This window comes from Mesorhizobium sp. BHscii, from assembly GCF_053848065.1.
The window spans coordinates 200,115-223,016 of sequence record NZ_JBSPKW010000006.1; the positions used below are offsets into that span (position 1 = coordinate 200,115).

Sequence of the window (22,902 nt, forward strand, 5' to 3'; positions counted from 1 at the left end):
CCTCCTTCAAATGAGATTTGATCCGTTTGGGAATGGGCGGCCCCGAGGGCCGCCACGGGAAACTCAGGCAGCCGCCTTGAGCGACGCCTTTTGTGCGGCAAAGGCCCAGTCGAGCCACGGCAGCAGCGCTTCGAGGTCGGAGGTCTCGACCGTCGCGCCGCACCAGATGCGCAGGCCGGGCGGCGCATCGCGATAGGCGCCGATATCGTAGGCGACGCCTTCCTTGTCGAGCGTCGAGACGATGCCCTTGGCGAACGCCGCTTGTCCGTCGGGATCAAGCGCGGCGACATCCGGGTCGGTGAAGGAAAGACAGACGGACGTGTTCGACCGCGTCGCCGGGTCGGTGGCCAGATGGCCGAGCCATGCGGATCTGTCGACGAAACCGTCGATAACGGCGGCATTGGCGTCGGCGCGGGCAATCAATGCGTCGAGGCCTCCGATCGACTTCGCCCAACGCAGCGCGTCGAGATAGTCCTCGACGCACAGCATCGATGGCGTGTTGATGGTCTCGCCCTTGAAGATGCCTTCGATGAGCTTGCCGCCCGAGGTGAGGCGAAAGATTTTCGGCAGCGGCCAGGCGGGCTTGTAGCTTTCCAGCCGCTCGACGGCGCGCGGGCTGAGGATCAGCATGCCGTGCGCACCTTCGCCGCCCAGCACCTTCTGCCAGGAGAAGGTGACGACATCGAGCTTCTGGAAATCGAGCTTTTGCGCAAAGGCCGCCGACGTCGCGTCGCAGATGGTCAGGCCCTTGCGGCTGGCCGGAATGAACTCGCCGTTCGGCACACGCACGCCTGATGTCGTGCCGTTCCAGGTGAAGACCACATCGCGGTCAAAGTCGATTTTTGTCAGATCCGGCAGCGCGCCGTAACCGGCTTCGATCCTGCGAACGTCGGCAAGCTTCAGCTGCTTGACCACGTCGGTGACCCAGCCGGAACCGAAACTCTCCCAGGCGACCATGTCGACGCCGCGCTCGCCGAGCAGCGACCACAGCGCCATCTCGACCGCGCCGGTATCCGACGCCGGCACAATGCCGATGCGATAGTCTGCCGGAACCTGGAGGACCTCTCGCGTCAGCTCGATCGCCTGTTCGAGCTTGGTCTTGCCGATCTTGGCGCGGTGCGAGCGTCCGAGCGCGGCATTGGTCAGCGCCTCGACCGACCAGCCGGGACGTTTTGCACAGGGACCTGAGGAAAAATTGGGATTTGCCGGACGGAGTCCGGGCTTCGTACGCGTCGTCATTGTGGTCTATCCTTCCAGATAGTGGCCCCTCGTTGGGGAGGGGTGGCCCACGGATGGCGATATGCGTTCAGGCGTCAGGCGTCAAGGGGAAAGTTTTTGTCGCTGGCAGGATACTGATCACCTGTGAAGAGAATGTCGTGGGCCTCGAAAACGAGGGCGGACCCGAAGATCCGCCGTCTTGATTGTCGCCCGCGCAGCTCCTACCAGAGGTCGTAGCGCAACCCGAGCTTAACCTGATGATTGCTGATCCCTTTGTCGATCGGATAGGAATTTAGACTCTCGGCAGTCGCATATTCGGCGTCGGGCGCGGAAAAATACTGATAGCCCAGATCGACGGAAACATTCTTAGACACTTGATAGGCAAGGCCCGCATTAAGCGTATAGGCAAAGGAATACTGGGTCTTGTCGTCCTGCAGAACAAAATCGTCGGTAGGGTCATTGTTGTCGGTGAAATAGCTCGCCGAAAGCTTGCGATTGCTCTGGACGATTCCGATACCCGCGCCGAGATAGGGCGTAATCCCGACATAGGTGCCAAGATCGACATAGCCATTGAGCATGCCCGAGAAGGCGTAGTTCTTCAGGGACGCTGATGCCACGGTCGTTCCGTCATCATAGCCGACGCCGATCTTGTTGCCGGGCAGATAGCCGAAATTGAGTTCGGCCCGCAGATAGTCGTTGAAATGGTAGCCGAAGCCGATGCTGGCAAAGATCGGATCCTCATTGTCGCTGAAGCTCGCCGGTGTGAAGGCGAAGTCCTCATCTTCGAAACTCTTTTCCGGCAAATAAGCGACATCGCCCCGCAGATACCATCCCGAACCGACTTCGACCGGCACATAGTCCGGCGCCTGGTCGACATAGATCGGCGGATCGTAGTCGGCGCCAAGCGCTTGAGACAGCGGCATCAGGGCGATTGCTGCAAGCGCCAGCGCTATGCGCGATTTGAATGTCATGATCCCTGGCTCCCGAAGGTGGCGCCATTCGCGATCGCGAGCGCCGTTTCAGAGCATTGTTAACCATAGTGGTTAAGTGGCGGTTAAGGATAACAGCACGTTAGCGATTTGATTTTGATGCGCTTTCCTGACTCAAACGAAAACCGCCCGGCTTTCGCCGGGCGGTCCGCAACCCTGCTCTCGAAGCGATTACTTGGTGTAGACCGGTTCGGGTTCGTAGGCGATCGGCTCCGGCTGGGCGCAGCCCGAGTTGCCGAACTGGTAGCGCAGGCCGCCGCGCACTTCGTGCACATTGATGCCTTTGTCATGGCCCGGACCGACGCCACTGGCGAAGTCGAACATCTTACCGCCTTCGATATGGCTGTAGCGGTAGCCGACATCGAGCTTGACACGATCGGTCAGGCAGTAGGATGCGCCCGCCATGGCGGCATAGGCAAAACGCCAGCCTTTGCCGCCGCTATGCTCAAACGAACCGTCCTCAGTGACGTTATGCAGCGTATCCCACTTGACCCAGGCACCGCCGATGCCGGCGCCGACATACGGCGTGATGCCATGCCAGGTGCCGATATCGACATAGGCGTTGGCGAGAAGCAGCAGCGCCGTATAGGACGAGGTGTCGGTCGAAGTGCAGGGATCTCCATCAAGGCAGATGCCGCTGGTCGAGCCGCGGAAATCGGATTTGCTCATCCAGTCCGCGGTCAGGTCGGTGCGAAAATGCTGGTTGATCTGGTAACCGACGCCGGCGCCGGCCGAGAAGGCGCCCTCCAGCTTGCCGCTGTCAAAGCGGCCGGTGCCTGGATCCGGCCCGTAGGTGATGTAGTCGCCGCCGCGGAACTTCGACCAGTGATAGTCGATGTCGCCGCGAATGTACCAGCCGCCATATTCGACCGGCTGCTCGTAGGCGGGCGGCGGCGGGGCCGGCTCGACCACGGGCGGCTCGACGAAGTCGGCGGCGAACACTGGTCCGGCCACGCCCGCGAGCAGCGCGGCAAAGAGGGCCATTCTTGCTGTATTGAACATGCTTGTCACCCCTGAGAACCCTCGGCACAGCGAACGCGTCCGAATCTGATTGGCTTCAGTCGTGGATAATGAATTGGAAAAGTTAAAACGCGTTTAACCGTATCGCTTAACCATGTGCCTCTAAATCTTTCAGAGTTTTCGCGGCATTTCTGCGGAGAATTTGCGTGCAAGCCAACGAAAAAAGCCCGCCGGAGGCGGGCTTTCAAACTGGCAAAAGCTGCAGGATCAGGCGGCGCTGCGCGTTTCCGAAATGACCTCGACGATATCGTTGACGACGGCCTCGACCAGTTGCTGATCGTCGCCTTCCGCCATGACGCGGATGAGCGGTTCCGTGCCGGATGGCCGGATGACCAGGCGCCCGGCCTTGCCCAGGCGGTGCCGTCCATCTTCGATCGCCGCCTTGACCAGGGCTTCCTCGAGCGGCTTGCCGCCGGAAATGTGGACGTTCTTCAGCAGCTGCGGCACCGGCGCAAACTTCTTCGACAGTTCGCTGACCGGCCGGTTCTGCCGCTTGATGCAGGCGAGCACCTGCAGCGCCGAGACGAGGCCGTCGCCGGTCGTGGAAAAATCGGACAGCACGATGTGGCCCGACTGTTCGCCGCCGACATTCAGCCCGTGCGCACGCATGTGCTCGACGACATAGCGGTCGCCGACCTTGGTGCGGTGCAACTGCAGGTTCATGTCGCCGAGGAAGCGTTCGAGGCCGAGATTGGACATCACCGTCGAGACGACGCCGCCGCCGGCCAGCCGTCCGCTCTGATGCCAGGACTCGGCGATCAGCGCCATGATCTGATCGCCATCGACGATTGCGCCGTTCTCGTCGACGATGACGACGCGGTCGGCATCGCCGTCGAGCGCGATGCCGATATCGGCGCGCACTTCGTGGACCTTCTTCTGCAGGCCGGCCGGATGGGTCGAGCCGCACTCCTTGTTGATGTTGAAGCCATTGGGCTCGACATTGATAGCGACGACCTCGGCGCCGAGTTCCCACAGCGCCTCGGGCGCCACCTTGTAGGCGGCGCCGTTGGCGCAATCGACGACGATGCGGAGGCCCGAAAGCGACATCGAGCGCGGCAGCGTGCGCTTGGCGAATTCGATGTAGCGGTCGTGGACGCCGTCGACGCGCTTGGCGCGGCCGAGCCCGTCCGAATCGGCGAGCGCCAGGTCGATATCCTTGTCGAGCATCCCCTCAATTCGCTCCTCGATCTCATCGGAGAGCTTGTAGCCATCTGGGCCGAACAGCTTGATACCGTTGTCGTAGTAGGGATTGTGCGAGGCCGAGATCATCACGCCGATGTCGGCGCGCAATGAGCGCACCAGCATGGCGACCGCGGGCGTCGGAATCGGGCCGAGCAGGAACACGTCCATGCCGGCGGCGCACAGACCCGACACCATCGCATTCTCGATCATGTAACCGGAAAGCCTGGTGTCCTTGCCGAGCACGACGCGGTGGCGATGGTTGCCGCGCTGGAACGAAAGGCCGGCGGCCATGCCGACCCTCATGGCGACCTCCGCCGTCATTGGAAACCTGTTGGCGCGCCCGCGAATGCCGTCCGTACCGAAATAACTTCCTGCCATGCTAGCCAGCTTCCCGATGGTTCTTTTCCGGCACGTCATGCCATAAATTGGCCCGCGCCCTATCATCACAATGCATGATTATAGGTCACCAATCCTTAGAAAATTGTTGGTTTGTGTGTTTTGTGTCACGCTCGTGCGTGGATTTTCAAGTTTCCTGCCTGGTTGCGGCAGCAGCGTTCAGGAACTTCAGACTGCATCTGGATTCTTTGTTGTCTCAGTCAGTAGGCACTGAACTCGCAATCCGCGGGTCGAGTGGCCCTGGATCGGGCATTCAGTTGCGCCGCAGCGGCGACACTCGATCCAACCCGCCATGTCAGCAGTCCCTCACTGTGGGCCGCTCTATGCGCGCTTTCCGTGCAAAAGCGCTCGGGAAAATCTACCTGGCGGACAGGAGCTGGCTACGACTTTATCGAAATAATGCACTTTCCGACAGCTTTTACGCCATTTAGCCTCTGGCGCAACCAGCCGTTGAGTGCTACTGCTTGCTTGGTACATATCGTGAACATCGGAGGGAGAAGACGCATGCTCATCCATCGACTTGCCACTTTGACGGGTCTCGCCGTCGTGACTTTATTCCTGACGGCGCCCGCCAATGCGCTGACCATGACTGAATGCAGCACCAAGTATAACGCGGCAAAGGACGCCGGAACACTTGGCGGGCAGAACTGGAACCAGTTCCGCAAGGCAGAATGCGGTACCGACGCCGCCGACGCCACGCCAGCCGCAGCGGACAGCACCAGCGCTGCAACTACCGACGCGGCACCGGGCCTGACGGCGGAAGAATGCAGCACCAAATACCAGGCTGCAAAGGCCGCCGGCACGCTGAACGGCACGAAGTTGAGTGACTTCCGCAAGAGCGAATGCGCCGCCGGCGCCAGCGCGATGGTGGAACCCGCCGCAGCGACGACCAAGGCAGCGGCGACTGCCAACGCGGGCAACGGCCTCAGCAGGGCGGATTGCAGCGCCAAGTATCAGGCGGCCAAGACCGGCAACACGCTGAACGGCATGAAGTGGAACGACTTCCGCATGAGCCAGTGCGGTGCCGGGGGTTCCGACGACGACACCATGCCGGCAGCCGATCAGGCAAGCCTCACCAGCCACCCGGAAACGCCGACCGTCACCGCTCCCCAGGGTGTGACGTTTCCGAAGGCGATCTCCACCAAGTATAGCAGCGAAACCCCGGCGAAGGGCCGCATGCACACCTGCCGCGACCAGTACCACGCCAACAAGGAGGCCGATACGCTGGGTGGCCTCAAGTGGATCCAGAAGGGTGGCGGCTTCTACAGCCTTTGCAATGCCGCGCTGAAGAGCTGATCGGCAGTAACACCTGAAGACAGGAAGGCCCGCCAACCGCAAGGTTCGCGGGCCTTCCTGTTGCCGGCGATAAATTGTGCCGGCAGTGCTGAAGGTTTGTAAACGCGGAGGTGACGGCCGGTCTCCCCCTTGCGGGGCCCGTGCGGGGGAGACCGGCCCTCATCACGGCCTCCGCAAACCTTCAGCGTCTACCTCCCATGTGGAGAAGTCCCGGCACCGGGTGAAGCGATGGAGTTTTCAGGCCGCGACCGACTGTTGGCAGCCCTCCAATGAAAACGCCGCGATCAACACCGCGGCGATTTTCGAAATCAATCTCCTGAGCCGGACCCTAGCTTGACGGCTGAGGCTCCATGCCGCCTTCGGGCTCCGGGCCCTTCTTGCGGCGGCTGCCGGACTTCGGCACGGCCGAGCCACGGCTCGGTGGCGTGTCGTCGCCGAGATCGCGGGCGGGCTTGTGGCCGGCGATCAGCTGCTTGATCTCCTCGCCGGACAGCGTCTCATATTCCAACAGCCCCTGCGCCAGCGCGATCCATTCCTTCTTCTTCTTGGTCAGGATGGATTTCGCCGTCGAATAGGCCTCGTCGATCAGCCGGCGCACTTCGGCGTCGATGATCTGCGCCGTCTCTTCCGAGACGTTCTGCGTGCGCGCCACCGAATGGCCGAGGAAGACCTCTTCCTGGTTATCGCCATAGGCGACATGGCCGAGCTTGTCGGAGAAGCCCCAGCGCGTGACCATGGCGCGCGCCAGCTTGGTTGCCTGCTCGATGTCCGAGGAGGCGCCCGAGGTGATGTTCTCCTTGCCGAACTTGAACTCCTCGGCGACGCGGCCACCCATCATGATGGCGAGGCGCGAGATCATGTATTTGTAGCTCATCGAATAACGGTCGCCTTCCGGCAGCTGCATAACCATGCCAAGCGCCCGGCCGCGCGGGATGATGGTCGCCTTGTGCAGCGGATCGGCCGACGGCACGTTCAGCGCCAGGATGGCGTGGCCGGCCTCGTGATAGGCGGTGAGTTCCTTCTCGGCCTGGGTCATCGCCGACGAGCGGCGCTCGGCGCCCATCATGATCTTGTCCTTGGCGTCCTCGAACTCGGCCATGGTGACAAGGCGCTTGTTACGCCGCGCCGCCATCAGGGCGGATTCGTTGACGAGGTTCATCAGGTCGGCGCCGGAAAAGCCCGGCGTGCCGCGTGCGATCACCTTGAGGTCGACATTGGGCGCCAGCGGCACGTTGCGCACATGCACCTTCAGGATCTTCTCGCGGCCGACGATGTCGGGGTTCGGCACCACCACCTGGCGGTCGAAACGGCCGGGCCTGAGCAGCGCCGGGTCGAGCACGTCCGGCCGGTTGGTGGCGGCGATCAGGATGATGCTTTCGTTGGATTCGAAGCCGTCCATTTCGACCAGCAACTGGTTCAGCGTCTGCTCGCGTTCGTCGTTGCCGCCGCCGAGGCCGGCGCCGCGATGGCGGCCGACCGCGTCGATTTCGTCGATGAAGATGATGCAGGGCGCATTCTTCTTGGCCTGGTCGAACATATCGCGGACGCGGCTGGCGCCAACGCCGACGAACATCTCGACAAAATCCGAGCCGGAAATGGTGAAGAACGGCACGTTGGCCTCACCGGCGACCGAACGGGCAAGCAGCGTCTTGCCGGTCCCGGGAGGGCCGACGAGCAGCACGCCGCGCGGGATCTTGCCGCCAAGCCGCTGGAACTTCTGCGGATCACGCAGGAATTCGACGATCTCTTCAAGATCTTGCTTGGCTTCGTCGACGCCGGCGACGTCCTGGAAGGTGACGCGGCCATGCGCTTCGGTCAAAAGCTTGGCCTTCGACTTGCCGAAACCCATGGCGCGGCCGGAGCCGGATTGCATCTGGCGCATGAAGAATATCCAGACGCCAAGGATGAGGATCATCGGCAGCCAGGAGATGAGATAGCCGAACAGCGAATTGGAACCGTCGGATTCGGGGCGCGCGTTGATGGTGACGTTCTTGTCCTGGAGTCTCGAAACCAGCGACGGATCACCCGGCGAATAGGTCTGGAAGCCGGTAGAGGTGTCGGTATACGTGCCCGAGATGCGGGCACCCGCTATGGTCACCGTCTTGACCCGGCCGGCTGCGACATCCTGCAGGAACTGCGAATAGGGGACATCGCTCGCTGCTCCGCGCGTCTGCGGCGTCTGGAACAGATTGAAGAGAGCGATGAGCAGGACCGCTATGATCGCCCAGAGCGCGAGATTGCGATAATTCGGATTCATCAATTGTCCCGTTGGTGTCCGCTGGCGGACACGCGTCGTGAGAGGAAACTTGGGTCTAACATAGGGATGGCGCCTTCCCTTGCCAAGCAGAACAGCATGTCGCGGTTAAGCTTTCGCCCACGATCAACCGGCAGTGTGGCCGCTAAAAGGCGTGGCAGGAAGAAGCGGCGCGCCGATCAGCGCGGCGACCGTTCCGGCCGGCGCCAGGTCGAAGGACGGCAGGAAGCGGGCAAAGGGCGCGACCACCGGGCATGCCGCCATTCCCGGCAAGACCGGGCTGTCCTGCGCCGAACCGAGGCATTCGCCAAGAAGTTCACTTGCGCGCCACAGCACCGGCTCGGCCGCCAGGGCCGCGCGGACAAGGCTTGGCGGCGTGCCGTCGTCGGCAATTGGCCGTTTTGCGGCACGAGCCGCACCGAGCGGCGCGATCAAAAGTGCACCTGGTTCGTCGTCCAATGTGATCCTCCAGCGGCCGTCCCAGAGGGCATTGTCCACGGCAGGAGCAGCGGGCGGCAGGTTGCGGGTTTCGCGACGCAGGAAGATGCCGGCACGCCGTGCATCGACCACCGTCCGCGACAATGTGGCGCAAAACGTGGTCGCGAAAAATGGGGTTGTGCCAGATGGTCCGGCCCTCAGCCGATCGAGCAGCGCCTTGCTGCGAACCTGGTCGGGCAGAAAGGCAACGCCGCCGACAGTCGCCAGCAGGATGCGCAGCGCATAGACGGCCGCCGCCTCGTCGCCGGCCGTCGCAAAGCCCGGATCGAGACGGATAAGGCCGGCGGTGGGCCTGCTGGCAAAGCCGCGGATCAGCGCGGCCGCGCGATGGCCAAGCTGTTCGCGCTCCACGGCAGCCCGCGCGGCCAGCGCCACCGCGTCTTCCACGCGCTGGGTACCATTGCGGTCGGCAAGTGCCGCGCGGATACGCGGCCTCTCGAAAGCCTCGTCCTCATTGGTCGGGTCTTCGACCCAGCCGACATTCGCGCGCTGCAGGACTTCGCGCAGCGCCGCCCGCCGTGTGCCGAGAAGCGGCCGTGCGATCCAGATCCGCCAGTCGTAAAGAGTCGCGGGCGCCATGCCGGCGAGACCTCGCCCATCTTGGCGTGCCCCATCCTCGCGTGCTTTCCGCATCAGCACGGTCTCGGCCTGGTCGTCGGCAGTGTGGCCGGTCAGGATCAGGCCGATACCTTCCGCCTGCGCTGCCTCGGCCAGCAGCCGGTAGCGTGCCTCTCGCGCGGCAGCCGGCAGGCCGGTCGACGGCTTGCGCCTGGACCAGACCAGGGTGCGGTGGGCAATGCCGCGCCCGACGCAAAGCCTGGCCACGGCTTGCGCTTCCGCTGCCGAGCCCGGCCGCAGACCGTGATCGATCGTGACAGCCAGCAATTTCGTTGCGGGCGCGGTACGGTCGAGGTGATCTTTGAGGAGAAGGAGAAGGGCGGTCGAGTCGCTGCCGCCGGACACGGCCGCAACAGCGCCGTTGGTAAAGTCGATCTGCGAAAAAACCGAATGGTCAGGCTCGGTTTCTAGCGTCAGCACGCCGCGAGCGCCCTTTCCTGCTTGACGCGTTCCTTGAGCGTGCCGGAAACGTTGGGATAGCGCTTACCGATCTCGCCGAAAGTGGCGCAGGCCACGTCGCGCTGATTCAATCCGACCAGCGAGACACCGAGCTTCAGCAGCATGTCGGGAGCCTTCTTGGCCTTCGGATAGTCCTTGCTGGCGGCGAGGAAAGTCTCAGCCGCGTCGCGGTATTTCTGCTGGCCGAGCAGCGACTCACCCAGCCAGTAATGCGCGTCCGCCGCCTTGGCGTTCTTGGGGAAGCGGGCGATGTGGTCGCGAAAACCCTGTTCGGCAGTGCTGTAGTCGCCCGACAGGATGAACTGGTAGGAGTTGCGGTAAAGCTCCTCGGGGTCGTCGGTGGCGGGCAGCGCCGCGACCACCGTGTCGTCGGACTTGCCGGCCTGCGTGCCAGCACCTTGGTCACCGGGGGCTTGGTCGCTGGTGGCAGGGGCAGTGTTCTGCACCGGTGCATGTGCCTGCGTGTTGCCGTCGGCGTCGATCACATTGCCGTTCTTGTCGACGGTGATGGTGCCGAACGTCTTCGGCGGCGTGCCCGGGATCACCGTGCCGGGTTCGCCCGTCGGCGATTCGACGATGACCTCCCCGCTCTGGTCGCCGGCGGGCGGTGAGCCCGCATCGGCCGGCGCGTGCGTGGCCGGAGCCTCGGCGACGCTGCTGTTGGTGTTGGTGGTGGCGTCCGACTTCTTCTGCTCGGCCGGTTGCTGCGCGCCTTGCGAGCCGCCTTCCAGCTGCTGGAAGCGGAACTCGTTGTCTTCCTGCTGCTTGCGGATCTGCTCCTGCATCTGCAGCACCTGGAAGTTGAGCTCCTCAATCTTGCCGTTCATCTGGCGCAGCTGTTCCTCCAGCGCCGTAGTGCCGGTGCCATCCTGGGCGAATTGAACCTGATCCGGTTTCTTTCTTTCGCCGAAAACGCCGGGCAAGTTGATCTTCGGCAAATGGAAGGAAAAGCCGCCTTTCGGCGGTTGTTGCTCGTTGCCGCTTGCCCCCGTACCGCCACCAAGTGCGGCGACGCTTGATACGAGCAGCAGCGCAAGCGTGCCGCTCAAGACCGATCTGAAATGCATGTGCCTCTCGCCGTGAAATTGTTTGCCTGTTGCATGCCTTCCGATCGGAGTGGGACCGTCTGGCGCCTCGGCTCTTAGCAGGACGCAGGACTTCGGCCAAATTTTGTTTCAAGTCCCATATACGGGCGCCGGACATGAAAAAGGCGGCCGCGGCCGCCTTTCGCACATATGTGTTGCATTTCTGCCGATCAAGAACCGGCGCCGCTGATCGTGGTGACGGCGCGGCGGTTCTGCGACCAGCAGGAGATGTCGTCGCAAACCGCGACCGGACGCTCCTTGCCGTAGGAAATGGTCTTCAGGCGCTGGGCGGAAACACCCCTGGCGACGAGGAAGTCGCGGGTGGCTGCGGCACGGCGGGCGCCGAGCGCCAGATTGTATTCGCGCGTGCCGCGCTCGTCGGCATGGCCTTCGATAACGATGGCATACTGCCTATACTGGTTCAGCCACTGGGCCTGGCGCGAAAGCGTCGTCTGCGCGTCGGCGCGGATCGAGGACGAATCCGTGTCGAAGAAGATCCGGTCGCCGATGTTGACGGTGAAGTCCTGGGCCGAACCGGGCGTTGCCGCTCCGGCACCGCTGAGACCGAGATCGGCGGCGCTGTTCGGGGTTTTTTTCGAAGCGCAACCGGCGATGGCGAGCGACGCCACCAGCGCGATCATCACCGGGTTTCTAGTAAGTGCTGCGATACGGCCCATGCCGCCTCTCCTTCGCAATTCGAGTGATTTCGTTGATCGTCCAGTAACCACGTTTGGGTTAACCGGCGTTCAAGAAACACGGTTAAAATTTGGTTTCGGCTGCCGTCCGCAGCCGTTTTGCCAGAGGCCACCAGAGGGGGCAACATGTGCGCGGACCCTAGGCGGAAATGCGGCTAAAACGCGACCAAGCCGTGGAAAGGAGCGAATTGAAGAATTGAGGAATCCCGTCGTCTCCATCTCTTCAATTCTTCATTTCCTCGCTTACTCGAGCAGCGGCGACCAGGCCGGGTCCGACGCGAAATTCGCGGTCGGGATCGACTGCTCGTTGCGCCCAGTGAGATCGACCGAAACGAGTTTCGGCCCGCCGGCTGAATCGCGGAAGAACATCAGCACCCGCCCGTTGGGCGCCCAGGTCGGCCCCTCCTGCTGGAAGCCGGTTGAAAGGATACGCTCGCCCGAACCGTCGACGCGCATGACGCCGATCTGGAATTCGCCGGCAGTCTGCTTGGTGAAGGCGATGAGATCGCCGCGCGGCGACCATACCGGCGTCGAATAGACGCCGTCGCCGAAGGAGATGCGGGTCTGGCCCGAACCATCGGCGCCCATCACATAGATCTGCGCGCGGCCGCCGCGGTCGGAGGTGAACACCACCTTGCTGCCATCCGGCGAATAGGACGGCGAGGTGTCGATGGCCGTCGAATTGGTGAGCCTGGTCGTCGAGCGGCTTCTCAGGTCCATGGCGAAGATGTTGGAATTGCCGTCGTCGCGCAGCAGGCTCATGATCACCTTCTGGCCGTCGGGTGAAAAGCGCGGCGCAAAGGTCATGCCGGGAAAGTCGCCGACCAGTTCGCGCTGCCCGGTCTCGATCTGCAGCAGATAGACCTTCGGCTGGCCGCTTTCGTAGGACATGTAAGTGATTTCCTGCCGGTTTGGCGAGAAGCGCGGGGTCAGCACGATCGACCTGCCATCCGACAGATAGCGAACGTTGGCGCCGTCCTGGTCCATGATGGCGAGGCGCTTCTTGCGCGCGTTCTTTGCGCCCGATTCGTCGATGAAGACGACACGCGTGTCGAAATAGCCCTTCTCGCCGGTCAGCCGCTCATAGATCGCATCGGCGATGATATGAGCGACGCGCCTCGTATTGGCGTCGTTGGCGAAGAACTGCTCGCCCGACATCTGCTGGCCGGCAAAGGTGTCCCACAGCCTGTACTGGGCGCGGACGCGGCCATCGGCCTCCTTGCTGACGCTGCCGGTGACCAGCGCCTGGGCATTGATCACCTTCCAGTCCTCGAAGCGGGGCGTGGCATCCGGATTGGAGATCTTTTCGATGAAGGCGCTCTTGTCGATCGGCGCGAACAGGCCGGAGCGTTTCAGGTCTGCGCTGACTATGCCGGAAATCTCCGCGCCCAACGCATCGCCGCCCTGGAAATCGGTGATGGCGATTGGCAGCGGCTCGACATTGCCTTTGTTGACGTTGAGCTCAACGAGCGCCCGTGCCGGCAAGGTGGCGGCGGCAGTCATGCCCAGCGCCATCGCTACGATCATCAGGAGCGGCTTGAGGATGGATTTCATGTCTTCTCGCTTCTCTTCAATGATTCTACGGGCGCCAGACCTATAGGCCCAGCATCTCCCTCGGATCGAACGTGACCCGCACGTCGGCCCAGATGTCTTGTTTGCCTGCGGGAACCTGCAGGCCGGCCACATCGCATTTCTGAACCGCGCGAACGGCACTTTCGTCGAACGGGCGGCTTCCGCTCGACTTTTCGACAGATGGCCGTCCGTCCAGCTTGCCGGAGGCGTCGAGGTTGAACCGGACTACGACGATGAAATTCTCGGAACCCTCGAGCCCTACCGGCAGGGTCCAGCAACCACCAAGCTGAGCCTCCAGCGCCCCCTGCTCCGACCTTGAAAGCTTCTGGCCCTGATTCTTGTCCCCGCCGAGCGATGCCTGCTGGGTTGAACGCTTGGCGCCGCCGCCGGACGGCTTCCGCTTGTCGAGCAACGCGGAAATCTCGTCGGCGTTGAACTGCTTCTCTTCCGATTTCGGCTTGGACGAGGCCTCCTTGGCCGGCTTGTCGGCGTCCTTGCGCTCCGGCGCCTTGGCGCTTTCGGCCTGGGCCGGCTGCGGCTTCGGCCGCGCCTGCGGCGCAGGCGCAGAGTCCGGAAGCTGCGTCGTCTCGGTGGGCGGCTCCTTGGCAATGGCCTCGGCGACGGCGTCCGGCTTGACCTCAGGCTGCGGGTCGATGGCGGCGGTCTTGTCTTGCGGCGGCGTCGGCGCCGGTTCCTTGGCCGGTGTCGGTTTTGGCTCCGCCTGCTTGACCGGTTCGGGCTTGACCTCTTCCTTCGGCTGCGGCACCGGAGCGACCTCGGTCGCCGGTATGGGCTTTGGCTCTTCCTTCGGCTTCGGCACGTCCTCGGGCTTCGGCTTTTCTTTCGGCGTCGGCGCGGGCGGCGGCGCCTCAGCCTTATCGACTGGCTGGGGCTTGGGTTCCGGCGTCGGCGGCTTGTCGGTATCGACGCTGTTTTCGCCGACCGTCTGCGCGTCGGCCACGATGTCCGGACGCTGGGTCGGCAATGGAGCCGGCTTTTCGCTCACCGCAGCTTTCTTGTCGCCTTTCTGTATCTGCGCGATCGCTTCCATCGGCACGATTTCGACCGCCAGCGACTCGGCATCGGACGCCGGCAATGCAGCCGGCGCCGACAGCGTGAACAGGCCGAAGCCGATCACGACCGTATGCAAGATCACCGATGTGGTGAGGCCGGTCCTCATCTTGCGTCTATTGATCCTGTTCCTGCAGTGAAACCAGGCCGATATTCTTGTATCCGGCGGCCGAGATGCGGGCCATCACCTTCATGGCGGTGCCATAGTCCGTCGACTTGTCGCCGCGGATGAAGATGCGCTCGTCATAGCCGGTCTTCGAGATCGCCTGCAGCTTCGCCACCAGTTCCTCAACCGGGATTTCGGTCTCCTGGAGATAGATCTGGCCGGCGGAGTTGATGGAGACCGTGATCGGCTGCGTGTCGACATTCATCGCCTTGGCCTGCGTGTCCGGCAGGTCGATCGGCACGCCGACCGTCAGCAGTGGCGCGGCGACCATGAAGATGATCAGCAGCACCAGCATCACGTCGACCATCGGCGTGACGTTGATTTCCGATATCATCGCGTGATGGCGGCCGCGCCGCCTGTGGCCGCGACCACCGCGTCCCCCGCCACCCGCGCCTACGGACATTCCCATGATTGTTCCTCAGGTCTTCTGCGCGACTTTTTCATCGATTTGGCGCGAGAGTATGGCGGAGAACTCGTCCGCGAACCCTTCCATGCGCACGGCGATCTTGCTCGCGTCCGACGACAGCTTGTTGTAGGCGATGACGGCGGGGATGGCCGCGAGCAGGCCTATTGCCGTGGCCAGCAGCGCTTCGGCAATGCCGGGTGCGACCACCGACAGGCTGGTATTCTTGGATGCGGCGATCGCCTGGAACGAGGTCATGATACCGATCACGGTGCCGAACAGGCCGATGAAGGGCGCCGCCGAACCGGTGGTGGCGAGAAAGCCAAGCCGTCCTTCCAGCTTTTCCATTTCGCGGGTCAGCGCCAGGTCCATCGCCTTGTCGATGCGGGTCTGCAGGCCAAGCGGCGATTTCGCGCCCTTCTCGAAGCTCTTCTTCCATTCGCGCATGGCGGCGACGAAGATGGCGCCCATGCCGGTCGTTTTGCGGTCGGCGAGCGTGCGGTAGAGCTCCTCCAGCGACTGCCCGGACCAGAACACCTGTTCGAAGCGATTGAGCGCGAGCCGCATGCGGCCATAGGCGACGAGCTTGTCGACGATGATCGCCCAGGTCCAGATCGAGGCGCAGAGCAGCCCGATCATGACCAGCTTGACCACCCAGCCGGCCTGCATGAACAGCGCCCAAATCGACAAATGCGCGCCCGGTTCGGCGAGTGCGATATTTTCCATGGTTACGTCCTTAAGATTTTCCGGGCACGGCTGGCGGCTGGCCCATGGGCATCCCTTGTCGTCCGTTCGCGCAACGCTTGCGGAATAACCCCAAAATGCACCGTTGACGGCCTTTTCGGGGCAAATGTTGGTGAAAGGAAGGCGCTGGATTCCTCCAATCTTCACCACTCTCTTCATGAACCGTTATGGTTAAGGATGGGTTAGGACGTGCAGCGCGGCGCATTGCCGCGTCTTGAGCGAGCCGCCAGGTATCGTCAGCGGATCACCGGCGTCAGTAACCTACCGATTTGAACTACCGATTTGTCTTGGGCATGAAGGTTGCGATCCATTCCTTCGGAAAACGTCTTGGCCGGCCGCTCTCGCCGATGATCGCCGCCTCGACCCGCGCCTCGACCAGTACCTCGCCGCCGCGCTTCAGCTGCTGCGCCATGAAGATGCGGGCGCCCGAAATGTCCTCCGTGCGCGTCTCGATGGTCAGGATGTCGTCCATACGGGCAGATCCGCGGAAGTCGATCTCCATGCGCCGTACCACCCAGACTGTTCTTTCGCCGTGCTTGCCCTCGGCGAGCTCGGTGTGATGGACTCCGGCAAGCCTGAGATAGTCGGAACGACCACGCTCGAAGAATTCGAGATAGCGCGCGTGATAGACGACGCCGGAGAAATCGGTGTCGGCATAATAGACCCGTGCCATCAGCCGGTGGCCGAATTCCGTCAGCGCGCCGGAAAGCCCGCCGCAGAGCGCCGCCGATTCACCATGATCATCCATTGCGCTTTCCTTTTCGGGCCTGACCGGGCACCTAAAGCGCGACGCGCTTTAAGTGGTTGTTTCCGTGCGCGTCGTTGTCCCAAAACCGCTACACAGTTTTGGGCGACACGCATTAGCTTGGCGCAAGAACCCGATGGCACTGTTGACGGCGATGATCAAGACCTTGATGGCGGCGCTGCTTGTTCTGGCCGCGCTGGTGCTGCCGGGCCAGGCGGCGAGCTTTTCGATGAAGCGCGGCCTCAATCTCGACCAATGGACGACCTGGCCGGGCGAGGAAAAATGGAGCGACCGGCAGGCGATAATGCCCTATCCGGAATGGCGCAAGTTCCTCAATGACGATGACCTCAAGGCGCTGAAGAGCGCTGGCTTCGATTTCCTGCGCATGCCGGTCGATCCGTCGCCATTTCTGTCCGGCGAGACGTTAGCGCTGCGCGACGGGCTCTATGCCAGCGTGCTGGACTCGGTGCGCATGGTCAATCGCGCCGGACTGAAAGTGATCGTCGACATGCATCTGATCCCCAGCGGCAGCAGCCGCAAGATCGGCATGGGCGAGGTGATGGGCGACCCGAAAACCTTCGAAGCCTATCTCGAAATGGTACGCAGGATGGCGCGCACGCTGGCCGATGAGGATCCGCGCCAAGTCGCCTTCGAGCCGATGAACGAGCCGGTCGTCGACTGCGACGCCGACGGCACCAGCTTCTGGCCGGAGCGCCAGCAGAGACTGTTCGCGGCGGCGCGTTCGTCGGCCACGAAGCTCACCCTGATCCTGACCGGCGCCTGCTATTCCAATGCGGCATCGCTGGCAAAGATCGATCCGAAGGCGATCCCGGACGACAATATCATCTGGACCTTTCACACCTACGACCCGTTCCTGCTGACCCATCAGGGCGCGACCTGGGCCGGCGATTTCATCCCCTATGTGACTGGCCTGCCCTATCCGCTCAGCGCCGTCCCGCGTGCCCAGCTGGAGGCAGCGCTCGATACGATCCGCGCAAGGATCAAGGCCGAGGCGCCATGGGCGCGGCAGAGCGGCTTGCTTGCCTATCTCGACGAGCAGGTCGCCAGCATGGACACAGATGAGAAGCTGCTCGAGACGATGAATGCACCGTTCACCAGGGTCGAGGCCTGGGCAAAGGCCAACGGCGTCAGACCGGAGAACATCACGCTGGGCGAATTCGGCATGATCCGCCAGGAATACGGCAATGCCCAAGTGATGCCGGCCGAATACCGCGCCGCTTATATAAGGGATATGATCGCGCGCGCAGAAGCCCATGGCTTCTCGTGGTCGGTCTGGAGCTATGGCGGCGCCTTCGGCATCGTCGAGGCGTTTGATGGCGACAAGGCCGAGCCGGATGTGATGGACGCGATCAAGTCACTTCATTGAAGCGGTTCAGGCTGAATCCAGTTCGATCGAAAGAATCTCTGGGCGCATCCCAAAACGCACCGGCAGGATGCTGAAACCGAGCCCTCCGGAGACGATCAGGTTACGGTTCTCCTCCACGACATGGCCATAGGCAAAACGGTTGCCGAAGCGGGATGGCACGACTGGAGAATAGCCGATCAACCGCACCTGTCCGCCATGGGTATGACCGGAAAGCGTCAACGATACCCGTGACGGGACCTTCGGGAATATGTCCGGCTCATGCGCCAGCAGGATAACAGGAGCCTTGTCGCGCACCTTTGCCAGCGTGCCATGCAGGTCGTCCAGTCCTTCGAATCTGCTGCGGCCCCAGGCCTTGCCCGGCCGCAGCGCAAGTTGGTCCGCAAGTCCGGCGACCCAGAAGCCATGCCCGTCTTTTCCAGGCGCACCGCATCGTTTTCCAGGACCGGGATGCCGGCACTTTCGAGCGCCCTGCGCGCCACCGTCGGGCCGAACCCGGCTTTCTGCGCAGAAAAGTCCTCCCACCAGTCGTGATTGCCAAGGATTGACCACACGCCGAGCGGCGCCTTCAGTCCTGACAAGGCCGGCGCCCATTCGGAGGAACCCACCCGGTCCGAAACCAGGCGTGTGCCGGCTGCATAGTCGCCAAGCAGGACAATCAGATCCGGCTGCAGGCTGTTCGCCCGTTCGGAAAGCGACCTAATCCGCTCCGGCGTCATCCATGGCCGGCAAGCATGGATATCGGCGAGAGCGACGACGCGAAGCCGCAATCCCGCAGGCCAGTTTGGCGGCGTCAATGAATAGCGCTTTACATGCGTCGACAACATCGGCTCAAGGCCAACCGCATAAGCGCTGAGCGACACGGCCGAGAAGAACGAGCCGCCGATGAGGCGCAGGAAGCCACGTCTGGTGATCATCGCTCAGCTCCGTCGTTCGTGGGACGGACGGTCCCACAGCGAAGCGTTAGAGCCCGCAAATGCGCCGGCAAGCTGACCAGGATTAGGAGATTTTGCGCAGGAATGAAGCCGCAACGCCGCGCGGACGCTACTCTTCCTGGAACAGGCTGATCTGCTGCTGCGCCAAGTCCTTCGGCGCATCGAGGCCGAGATGCCGCCAGGCATTGGCGGTCAGCACGCGGCCGCGCGGCGTGCGCTGGATGAATCCCTGCTGGATCAGATAGGGCTCGATGATGTCCTCGATGGCGTCGCGCGGCTCGGAAAGCCCTGCCGCGATCGTCTCGATGCCGACCGGCCCGCCGCCAAAATTCCGCGCGATCATCGAGAGGTAGCGGCGGTCGAGCGCGTCGAGGCCGAGCGCATCGACCTCCAGCCGCGTCAGCGCTTCGTCGGCGATCTGCCGGTCGACATGACCGTCGCCGGCGACGGAGGCAAAATCGCGCACGCGGCGCAACAGCCGGCCGGCGATGCGCGGCGTGCCACGCGCGCGTCGCGCGATCTCCAGCGCGCCGTCGTCGCCGAGCGGCATGCCAAGAATGCGGGCGCCGCGCCGCACGATCTGCTCCAGTTCCTCGACGGAGTAGAAATTGAGACGGACCGGGATGCCGAAGCGGTCGCGCAGCGGATTGGTCAAAAGACCGAGCCGGGTGGTGGCGGCGACGAGGGTGAAACGGGCTAGGTCGATCTTGACCGAGCGCGCCGCCGGCCCTTCGCCGATGATCAGGTCGAGCTGGAAATCCTCCATCGCCGGATAGAGAATTTCCTCGACCGCGGGGTTGAGCCGGTGGATCTCGTCGATGAACAGCACGTCGCGGTCTTCGAGATTGGTGAGCAGTGCTGCGAGATCGCCGGCCTTGGCGATGACCGGGCCGGAGGTCGAGCGGAAATTGACGCCGAGCTCGCGCGCCATGATCTGCGCCAGCGTTGTCTTGCCGAGGCCGGGCGGCCCGACGAACAGCACATGGTCGAGCGCCTCGCTGCGGCCCTTGGCGGCCTCGATGAACACTTTGAGATTGGCCCGCACCGCCGCCTGGCCGACAAAATCGCCGAGCGTCTGCGGCCGCAAGGTTTGCTCGGCATCCTCGCCGCGCTTATCGGGAGCGATGAGGCGTGGCGAAAGGCTCATGCCGCTTTCCTTGCACAGGGTAGGGAACGGGACAAGCACAGTCTCACCGCGCCAGTTCCTTCAGCCCGAAGCGGATCAGCTTCGATGCATCCGCATCCTCGCCGGCGCTTTTCAGCGCAGCCGCCACCGCATTGGCGGCGATGTCGCGCGAATAGCCGAGATTGACCAGCGCCGAGACGGCGTCGGTGATCGGCGCCGGTGCGACGCCTTCGCCGAGTTCCTGCTTCAGGCCGATGGTGCCGGAGGCAGTGCCCGCATAGGCTGGCGCCTTGTTCTTCAGTTCGGTGACGATCCGCTCGGCCACCTTCTTGCCGACGCCCGGCGCGCGGCTGACCATGGCAATATCACGCAGCGCGATAGCATTGGCGAGATCGGCCGGCGCCAGCGTCGACAGAATAGCCAGCGCCACCTTGGCGCCGACGCCCTGTACATTGCTCATCAACAGCCGGAACCATTCTCGCTCCAGCACCGACTGGAATCCGTAGAGTCGCAGCATATCCTCGCGTACATAGGTCTCGATGAACAGCACCACCGCCTCGCCGGGGGCCGGCAAGGCGGCCAGCGTGCGCGTCGAGCAGTGGGCGACATAGCCGACGCCGTGCACGTCGATGATGCAGAAATCCTCGTCGATCTCGTCCAGCGTGCCTTTGAGCTTGCCGATCATGCCAAAGCTCTCATGGATACAGGCCCCTCATGGATAGCTTTCAGGAGACATGATATCGAGATCCGGAAAGTAGCTGCGGTAGCGCGCGGCATCGCGCGTCAGCAGACGATGCCCAGCGACAACCGCATGGGCTCCGATAAAGAAATCCGGCAGGGTTCGTTCGCGGACCCCGCCAGCGCGGCGATAGCGGGAATGCGTTACACCGGCGAGGAATGCCGCTTCCCATGGCAAGAGTTCGCGATCCATCTTAAGCGTTTCGACTGCTTTACGGAGTGCCGGCTCGGTCGCTATCAGCGGCGCGAGTTCGGACCAGACGATTGTATTGATGACGAGTGTACCATCGCGCCGGCATGCTGTGATCGCTGACGCCGACCACTTCGTCCCCTGTCCGGCAGGACCCCAAACATCGATCAGGACATTTGTGTCAATCAATGTCGAGATCTTCACGTGGACCCCTCAGCCACTCCATATACTCGTCCGTTGTCATGCCTCCCAAGTCCAACGTGCCGGCCATATGATCGAGCAGCTGGCTGAATTTGCGAGAGGCCTCTTCTTCGGAAATGTTTTCGTTGACCGCAACAACACGAGCGCCGTCGTCTGTGGGCACGAACTCCACCTCGGAGCCCGGGCCAATCCCCAAATGATCCCGTACCTCCTTCGGGATCGTCACTTGGCCTTTGCTTGTCACGCGCATGGTAATACCTCGTTGGTATTACTTATTGCCGAACCGAGAACAGGTCAAGAACAAACTTATCCGGCCAGCGCCATCCTATAGGCAACGCTCTGCCGGTGATGAGCGTGGCAGATGGCAATGGCTAGGGCGTCGGCGGCATCGTCGGTGTCGAAAGTCGCCTTCGGCATCAGCACCTTGACCATCATGTGGATCTGCTTCTTGTCGCCGTGACCGACGCCGATCACCGCCTTCTTGACGGCGTTTGGCGCATATTCGGCAACGACCAGGCCGGCCAGCGCCGGCACCAGCATGGCGATGCCGCGCGCCTGGCCAAGCTTCAGGGTCGCTGCCGCATCCTTGTTGACGAAAGTCTGCTCGACCGCCGCCTCGTGCGGCATGGCGGCATGCAGGATCTCGGCGAGCCCATCATGCAACTGGCAAAGGCGCCTCGCCAGCGCCGCCTTGTCATCGGAACGCACGGTGCCGGAGGCGACGAAGCGCAGCGAATTGCCGAGGCTCTCGACGATGCCCCAGCCGGTACGCCTCAGCCCCGGATCGATGCCAATGATGCGAATCGCTTCCCCCATTCGCCAAGTCTACCCTTGGCGGGCAGCGATGCCAGCGAAATGTGAACAAACCAGAAACAGGGTTCCCACAGCGTCCCATAGGCTGTTTGAGAATTCGCTCTGACGAGGCAGATGGCGTGGTTTTCGAGAACCGAAGCGGAGCGGACATTTGGGTCCGTGAGCCCGCATGACCCCCAAAATCGGAGTCGAATTTCGGAAAAGGATCATGCGCAAAATCTAAGCGCTACAGCGTCCTTTGCGCGTCCCCAGACGCACGGCGCTGTACGCAAGCGCAGAAAACGGCGCCAGGTGTCCGTCGGAGTAGAATTATCAAGCAGCCTGTCAGCCCCGGGCAAAAGCCGTGTTCAGCAGCGTGATCTGGTCGGAAACCGGATTGACGCGGCGGCCGGATGGCGAGACGTCGGCCACGGCGCCGCCGTAGATTTCTTCGTCCATGCGACGCACCAGCGCCTGCAGTCGCAGCGAGCGGTTGACGAGGTCAAGAAAATCCTTGGGCAGTTCGACCCAGCCTGCGGCATCGTTGTTGGCGGAAGCGGTGTCGAGACGCACCTTGGATTTTTCGGAAGCAACCTGATCGCGGGTCATCTCGCCGGAATTCGCCGCACGCTGCAAAAGCAGCCAGGAGGCGACCTGCATCAGCCTCGTGGTCAGCCGCATCGATTCGGCCGCATAGAGCGTCGCCGCCAGCCTGGACAGTTTCTTCGCCTCGGCCCGGCCCTTGCCGTCCAGATATTCGGCCGCCTGCTCGACCAGGCCCATGCCTTCCTGATAGAGCGGCTTGAAGGATTGGGAGAAAACCCGGCGCTCCGCCAGCTTGATGGTTTTCGCGCTTCCCTTCGAAGAGTCGTTCATCGATACGCCCTGCACTTGCCTTACAGCCGGTCGATTCGGCGTCATCGCCGTCACGTCCTGCACCCTATATGACCGAGACTTGAAAATGCGCTTCGGGGCGGGTGAAGGCAAGCACATGTTTAACAAACGGTTAACGGCGGCGCAGGCCCCCGGGCAATCCGGATCGCGGGCAAAAAAAGAGCCGCGGGTAAGGCGGCTCTCAGGAGTTTAACAGGGAGGCGTCAAACAAAGTGGCTCCAACCACTCGGT

Annotated in this window: 21 protein-coding genes and 1 pseudogene; 2 read left to right on the plus strand and 20 right to left on the minus strand. The window is 62.8% G+C overall.

Annotated features, from left to right (window positions below):
- Window positions 1-63 precede the first annotated feature (63 nt).
- The 4 genes from ACWTU7_RS11890 to glmM all read right to left on the minus strand — a co-directional run bounded on the left by ACWTU7_RS11890 (window position 64) and on the right by glmM (window position 4,787).
- Window positions 64-1,239: a phosphoserine transaminase gene (locus ACWTU7_RS11890; protein WP_455838570.1), complete on the minus strand. Its 1,176-nt coding sequence runs from the start codon at window positions 1,237-1,239 to the stop codon at window positions 64-66.
- A 200-nt stretch (window positions 1,240-1,439) separates the two neighbouring features.
- On the minus strand, window positions 1,440-2,189 hold the full coding sequence (locus tag ACWTU7_RS11895; protein ID WP_455838569.1) for an outer membrane protein: 750 nt from the start codon (window positions 2,187-2,189) through the stop codon (window positions 1,440-1,442).
- A gap of 189 nt (window positions 2,190-2,378) precedes the next feature.
- The gene (locus ACWTU7_RS11900; RefSeq protein ID WP_455838568.1) at window positions 2,379-3,209 is read right to left on the minus strand and encodes an outer membrane protein; all 831 of its coding nucleotides are present in this window, start codon (window positions 3,207-3,209) and stop codon (window positions 2,379-2,381) included.
- Window positions 3,210-3,434: 225 nt separating this feature from the next.
- Window positions 3,435-4,787 (minus strand): phosphoglucosamine mutase, encoded by a 1,353-nt coding sequence (gene glmM / locus ACWTU7_RS11905; RefSeq protein WP_287330312.1) that lies wholly within the window; start codon window positions 4,785-4,787, stop codon window positions 3,435-3,437.
- 603 nt (window positions 4,788-5,390) lie between these two features.
- Here glmM and ACWTU7_RS11910 point away from each other — a divergent pair.
- On the plus strand, window positions 5,391-6,101 hold the full coding sequence (locus ACWTU7_RS11910; RefSeq protein WP_455838709.1) for a hypothetical protein: 711 nt from the start codon (window positions 5,391-5,393) through the stop codon (window positions 6,099-6,101).
- A 328-nt stretch (window positions 6,102-6,429) separates the two neighbouring features.
- Here the strand turns inward: ACWTU7_RS11910 and ftsH are convergent, their stop codons facing one another.
- From ftsH to ybgC, 9 genes are all read right to left on the minus strand, one after another.
- On the minus strand, window positions 6,430-8,358 hold the full coding sequence (ftsH, locus tag ACWTU7_RS11915) for an ATP-dependent zinc metalloprotease FtsH (protein WP_065011263.1): 1,929 nt from the start codon (window positions 8,356-8,358) through the stop codon (window positions 6,430-6,432).
- Between the two features lie 123 nt (window positions 8,359-8,481).
- Entirely contained in the window at window positions 8,482-9,891 is a 1,410-nt protein-coding gene (gene tilS, locus ACWTU7_RS11920; protein WP_455838567.1) for a tRNA lysidine(34) synthetase TilS, read from the minus strand.
- Window positions 9,885-10,997: a tol-pal system protein YbgF gene (ybgF, locus tag ACWTU7_RS11925; protein WP_455838566.1), complete on the minus strand. Its 1,113-nt coding sequence runs from the start codon at window positions 10,995-10,997 to the stop codon at window positions 9,885-9,887. Before ybgF ends, tilS begins: the two co-directional genes overlap by 7 nt.
- Window positions 10,998-11,185: 188 nt before the next feature.
- Window positions 11,186-11,692, minus strand: coding sequence for a peptidoglycan-associated lipoprotein Pal (gene pal, locus ACWTU7_RS11930; RefSeq protein WP_029348860.1), 507 nt, complete (start codon window positions 11,690-11,692; stop codon window positions 11,186-11,188).
- 261 nt (window positions 11,693-11,953) lie between these two features.
- Window positions 11,954-13,237: a Tol-Pal system beta propeller repeat protein TolB gene (gene tolB, locus ACWTU7_RS11935; protein WP_240992820.1), complete on the minus strand. Its 1,284-nt coding sequence runs from the start codon at window positions 13,235-13,237 to the stop codon at window positions 11,954-11,956.
- Between the two features lie 67 nt (window positions 13,238-13,304).
- Window positions 13,305-14,462, minus strand: coding sequence for a TonB family protein (locus ACWTU7_RS11940; RefSeq protein WP_455838565.1), 1,158 nt, complete (start codon window positions 14,460-14,462; stop codon window positions 13,305-13,307).
- A 7-nt stretch (window positions 14,463-14,469) separates the two neighbouring features.
- Window positions 14,470-14,928, minus strand: a complete 459-nt coding sequence (tolR, locus tag ACWTU7_RS11945; protein ID WP_065011259.1) for a protein TolR — start codon at window positions 14,926-14,928, stop codon at window positions 14,470-14,472.
- Window positions 14,929-14,937: 9 nt separating this feature from the next.
- Window positions 14,938-15,648 carry a protein TolQ gene (gene tolQ / locus ACWTU7_RS11950; RefSeq protein ID WP_029348869.1) on the minus strand — a complete coding sequence of 237 codons (711 nt, stop codon included), beginning with the start codon at window positions 15,646-15,648 and terminating at the stop codon, window positions 14,938-14,940.
- A 292-nt stretch (window positions 15,649-15,940) separates the two neighbouring features.
- Complete coding sequence (ybgC, locus tag ACWTU7_RS11955; protein WP_029348871.1) at window positions 15,941-16,414, minus strand: tol-pal system-associated acyl-CoA thioesterase; 474 nt, start codon at window positions 16,412-16,414, stop codon at window positions 15,941-15,943.
- Window positions 16,415-16,547: 133 nt separating this feature from the next.
- On the opposite strand from ybgC, the gene ACWTU7_RS11960 reads away from it, so the two are divergent.
- Window positions 16,548-17,798, plus strand: coding sequence for a glycoside hydrolase family 5 protein (locus ACWTU7_RS11960; protein WP_455838564.1), 1,251 nt, complete (start codon window positions 16,548-16,550; stop codon window positions 17,796-17,798).
- Window positions 17,799-17,804: 6 nt separating this feature from the next.
- Here the strand turns inward: ACWTU7_RS11960 and ACWTU7_RS11965 are convergent.
- From ACWTU7_RS11965 to rcdA, 7 genes and pseudogenes are all read right to left on the minus strand, one after another.
- Window positions 17,805-18,712: pseudogene (locus ACWTU7_RS11965) on the minus strand (metallophosphoesterase).
- Between the two features lie 127 nt (window positions 18,713-18,839).
- Window positions 18,840-19,877 carry a Holliday junction branch migration DNA helicase RuvB gene (gene ruvB / locus ACWTU7_RS11970; RefSeq protein WP_029348874.1) on the minus strand — a complete coding sequence of 346 codons (1,038 nt, stop codon included), beginning with the start codon at window positions 19,875-19,877 and terminating at the stop codon, window positions 18,840-18,842.
- Window positions 19,878-19,920: 43 nt separating this feature from the next.
- Window positions 19,921-20,541 carry a Holliday junction branch migration protein RuvA gene (gene ruvA, locus ACWTU7_RS11975; protein ID WP_287093023.1) on the minus strand — a complete coding sequence of 207 codons (621 nt, stop codon included), beginning with the start codon at window positions 20,539-20,541 and terminating at the stop codon, window positions 19,921-19,923.
- A 27-nt stretch (window positions 20,542-20,568) separates the two neighbouring features.
- Window positions 20,569-20,988 (minus strand): type II toxin-antitoxin system VapC family toxin, encoded by a 420-nt coding sequence (locus ACWTU7_RS11980; RefSeq protein ID WP_455838563.1) that lies wholly within the window; start codon window positions 20,986-20,988, stop codon window positions 20,569-20,571.
- Window positions 20,966-21,235: an AbrB/MazE/SpoVT family DNA-binding domain-containing protein gene (locus tag ACWTU7_RS11985; protein ID WP_455838562.1), complete on the minus strand. Its 270-nt coding sequence runs from the start codon at window positions 21,233-21,235 to the stop codon at window positions 20,966-20,968. The genes ACWTU7_RS11980 and ACWTU7_RS11985 overlap by 23 nt, the downstream gene beginning before the upstream one ends.
- Window positions 21,236-21,291: 56 nt before the next feature.
- A complete protein-coding gene (ruvC, locus tag ACWTU7_RS11990) occupies window positions 21,292-21,801 on the minus strand; it encodes a crossover junction endodeoxyribonuclease RuvC (protein ID WP_455838561.1) in 510 nt (169 codons plus the stop codon).
- Window positions 21,802-22,122: 321 nt separating this feature from the next.
- Window positions 22,123-22,653 carry a protease adaptor protein RcdA gene (gene rcdA, locus ACWTU7_RS11995; protein WP_029348882.1) on the minus strand — a complete coding sequence of 177 codons (531 nt, stop codon included), beginning with the start codon at window positions 22,651-22,653 and terminating at the stop codon, window positions 22,123-22,125.
- Between the last annotated feature and the right edge of the window lie 249 nt (window positions 22,654-22,902).

Excerpts from the sequence above, each read along its gene's own strand:
- ACWTU7_RS11890 (WP_455838570.1), bottom strand. The coding sequence starts at position 1,239 with ATGACGACGCGTACGAAGCCCGGACTCCGTCCGGCAAATCCCAATTTT.
- ACWTU7_RS11895 (WP_455838569.1), bottom strand. The coding sequence starts at position 2,189 with ATGACATTCAAATCGCGCATAGCGCTGGCGCTTGCAGCAATCGCCCTG.
- ACWTU7_RS11900 (WP_455838568.1), bottom strand. The coding sequence starts at position 3,209 with ATGTTCAATACAGCAAGAATGGCCCTCTTTGCCGCGCTGCTCGCGGGC.
- glmM (WP_287330312.1), bottom strand. The coding sequence starts at position 4,787 with ATGGCAGGAAGTTATTTCGGTACGGACGGCATTCGCGGGCGCGCCAAC.
- ACWTU7_RS11910 (WP_455838709.1), top strand. The coding sequence starts at position 5,391 with ATGACTGAATGCAGCACCAAGTATAACGCGGCAAAGGACGCCGGAACA.
- ftsH (WP_065011263.1), bottom strand. The coding sequence starts at position 8,358 with ATGAATCCGAATTATCGCAATCTCGCGCTCTGGGCGATCATAGCGGTC.
- ybgF (WP_455838566.1), bottom strand. The coding sequence starts at position 10,997 with ATGCATTTCAGATCGGTCTTGAGCGGCACGCTTGCGCTGCTGCTCGTA.
- pal (WP_029348860.1), bottom strand. The coding sequence starts at position 11,692 with ATGGGCCGTATCGCAGCACTTACTAGAAACCCGGTGATGATCGCGCTG.
- tolB (WP_240992820.1), bottom strand. The coding sequence starts at position 13,237 with ATGATCGTAGCGATGGCGCTGGGCATGACTGCCGCCGCCACCTTGCCG.
- ACWTU7_RS11940 (WP_455838565.1), bottom strand. The coding sequence starts at position 14,462 with ATGAGGACCGGCCTCACCACATCGGTGATCTTGCATACGGTCGTGATC.
- tolR (WP_065011259.1), bottom strand. The coding sequence starts at position 14,928 with ATGGGAATGTCCGTAGGCGCGGGTGGCGGGGGACGCGGTGGTCGCGGC.
- tolQ (WP_029348869.1), bottom strand. The coding sequence starts at position 15,648 with ATGGAAAATATCGCACTCGCCGAACCGGGCGCGCATTTGTCGATTTGG.
- ybgC (WP_029348871.1), bottom strand. The coding sequence starts at position 16,414 with ATGGATGATCATGGTGAATCGGCGGCGCTCTGCGGCGGGCTTTCCGGC.
- ACWTU7_RS11960 (WP_455838564.1), top strand. The coding sequence starts at position 16,548 with ATGGCACTGTTGACGGCGATGATCAAGACCTTGATGGCGGCGCTGCTT.
- ruvB (WP_029348874.1), bottom strand. The coding sequence starts at position 19,877 with ATGAGCCTTTCGCCACGCCTCATCGCTCCCGATAAGCGCGGCGAGGAT.
- ruvA (WP_287093023.1), bottom strand. The coding sequence starts at position 20,541 with ATGATCGGCAAGCTCAAAGGCACGCTGGACGAGATCGACGAGGATTTC.
- ACWTU7_RS11985 (WP_455838562.1), bottom strand. The coding sequence starts at position 21,235 with ATGCGCGTGACAAGCAAAGGCCAAGTGACGATCCCGAAGGAGGTACGG.
- ruvC (WP_455838561.1), bottom strand. The coding sequence starts at position 21,801 with ATGGGGGAAGCGATTCGCATCATTGGCATCGATCCGGGGCTGAGGCGT.
- rcdA (WP_029348882.1), bottom strand. The coding sequence starts at position 22,653 with ATGAACGACTCTTCGAAGGGAAGCGCGAAAACCATCAAGCTGGCGGAG.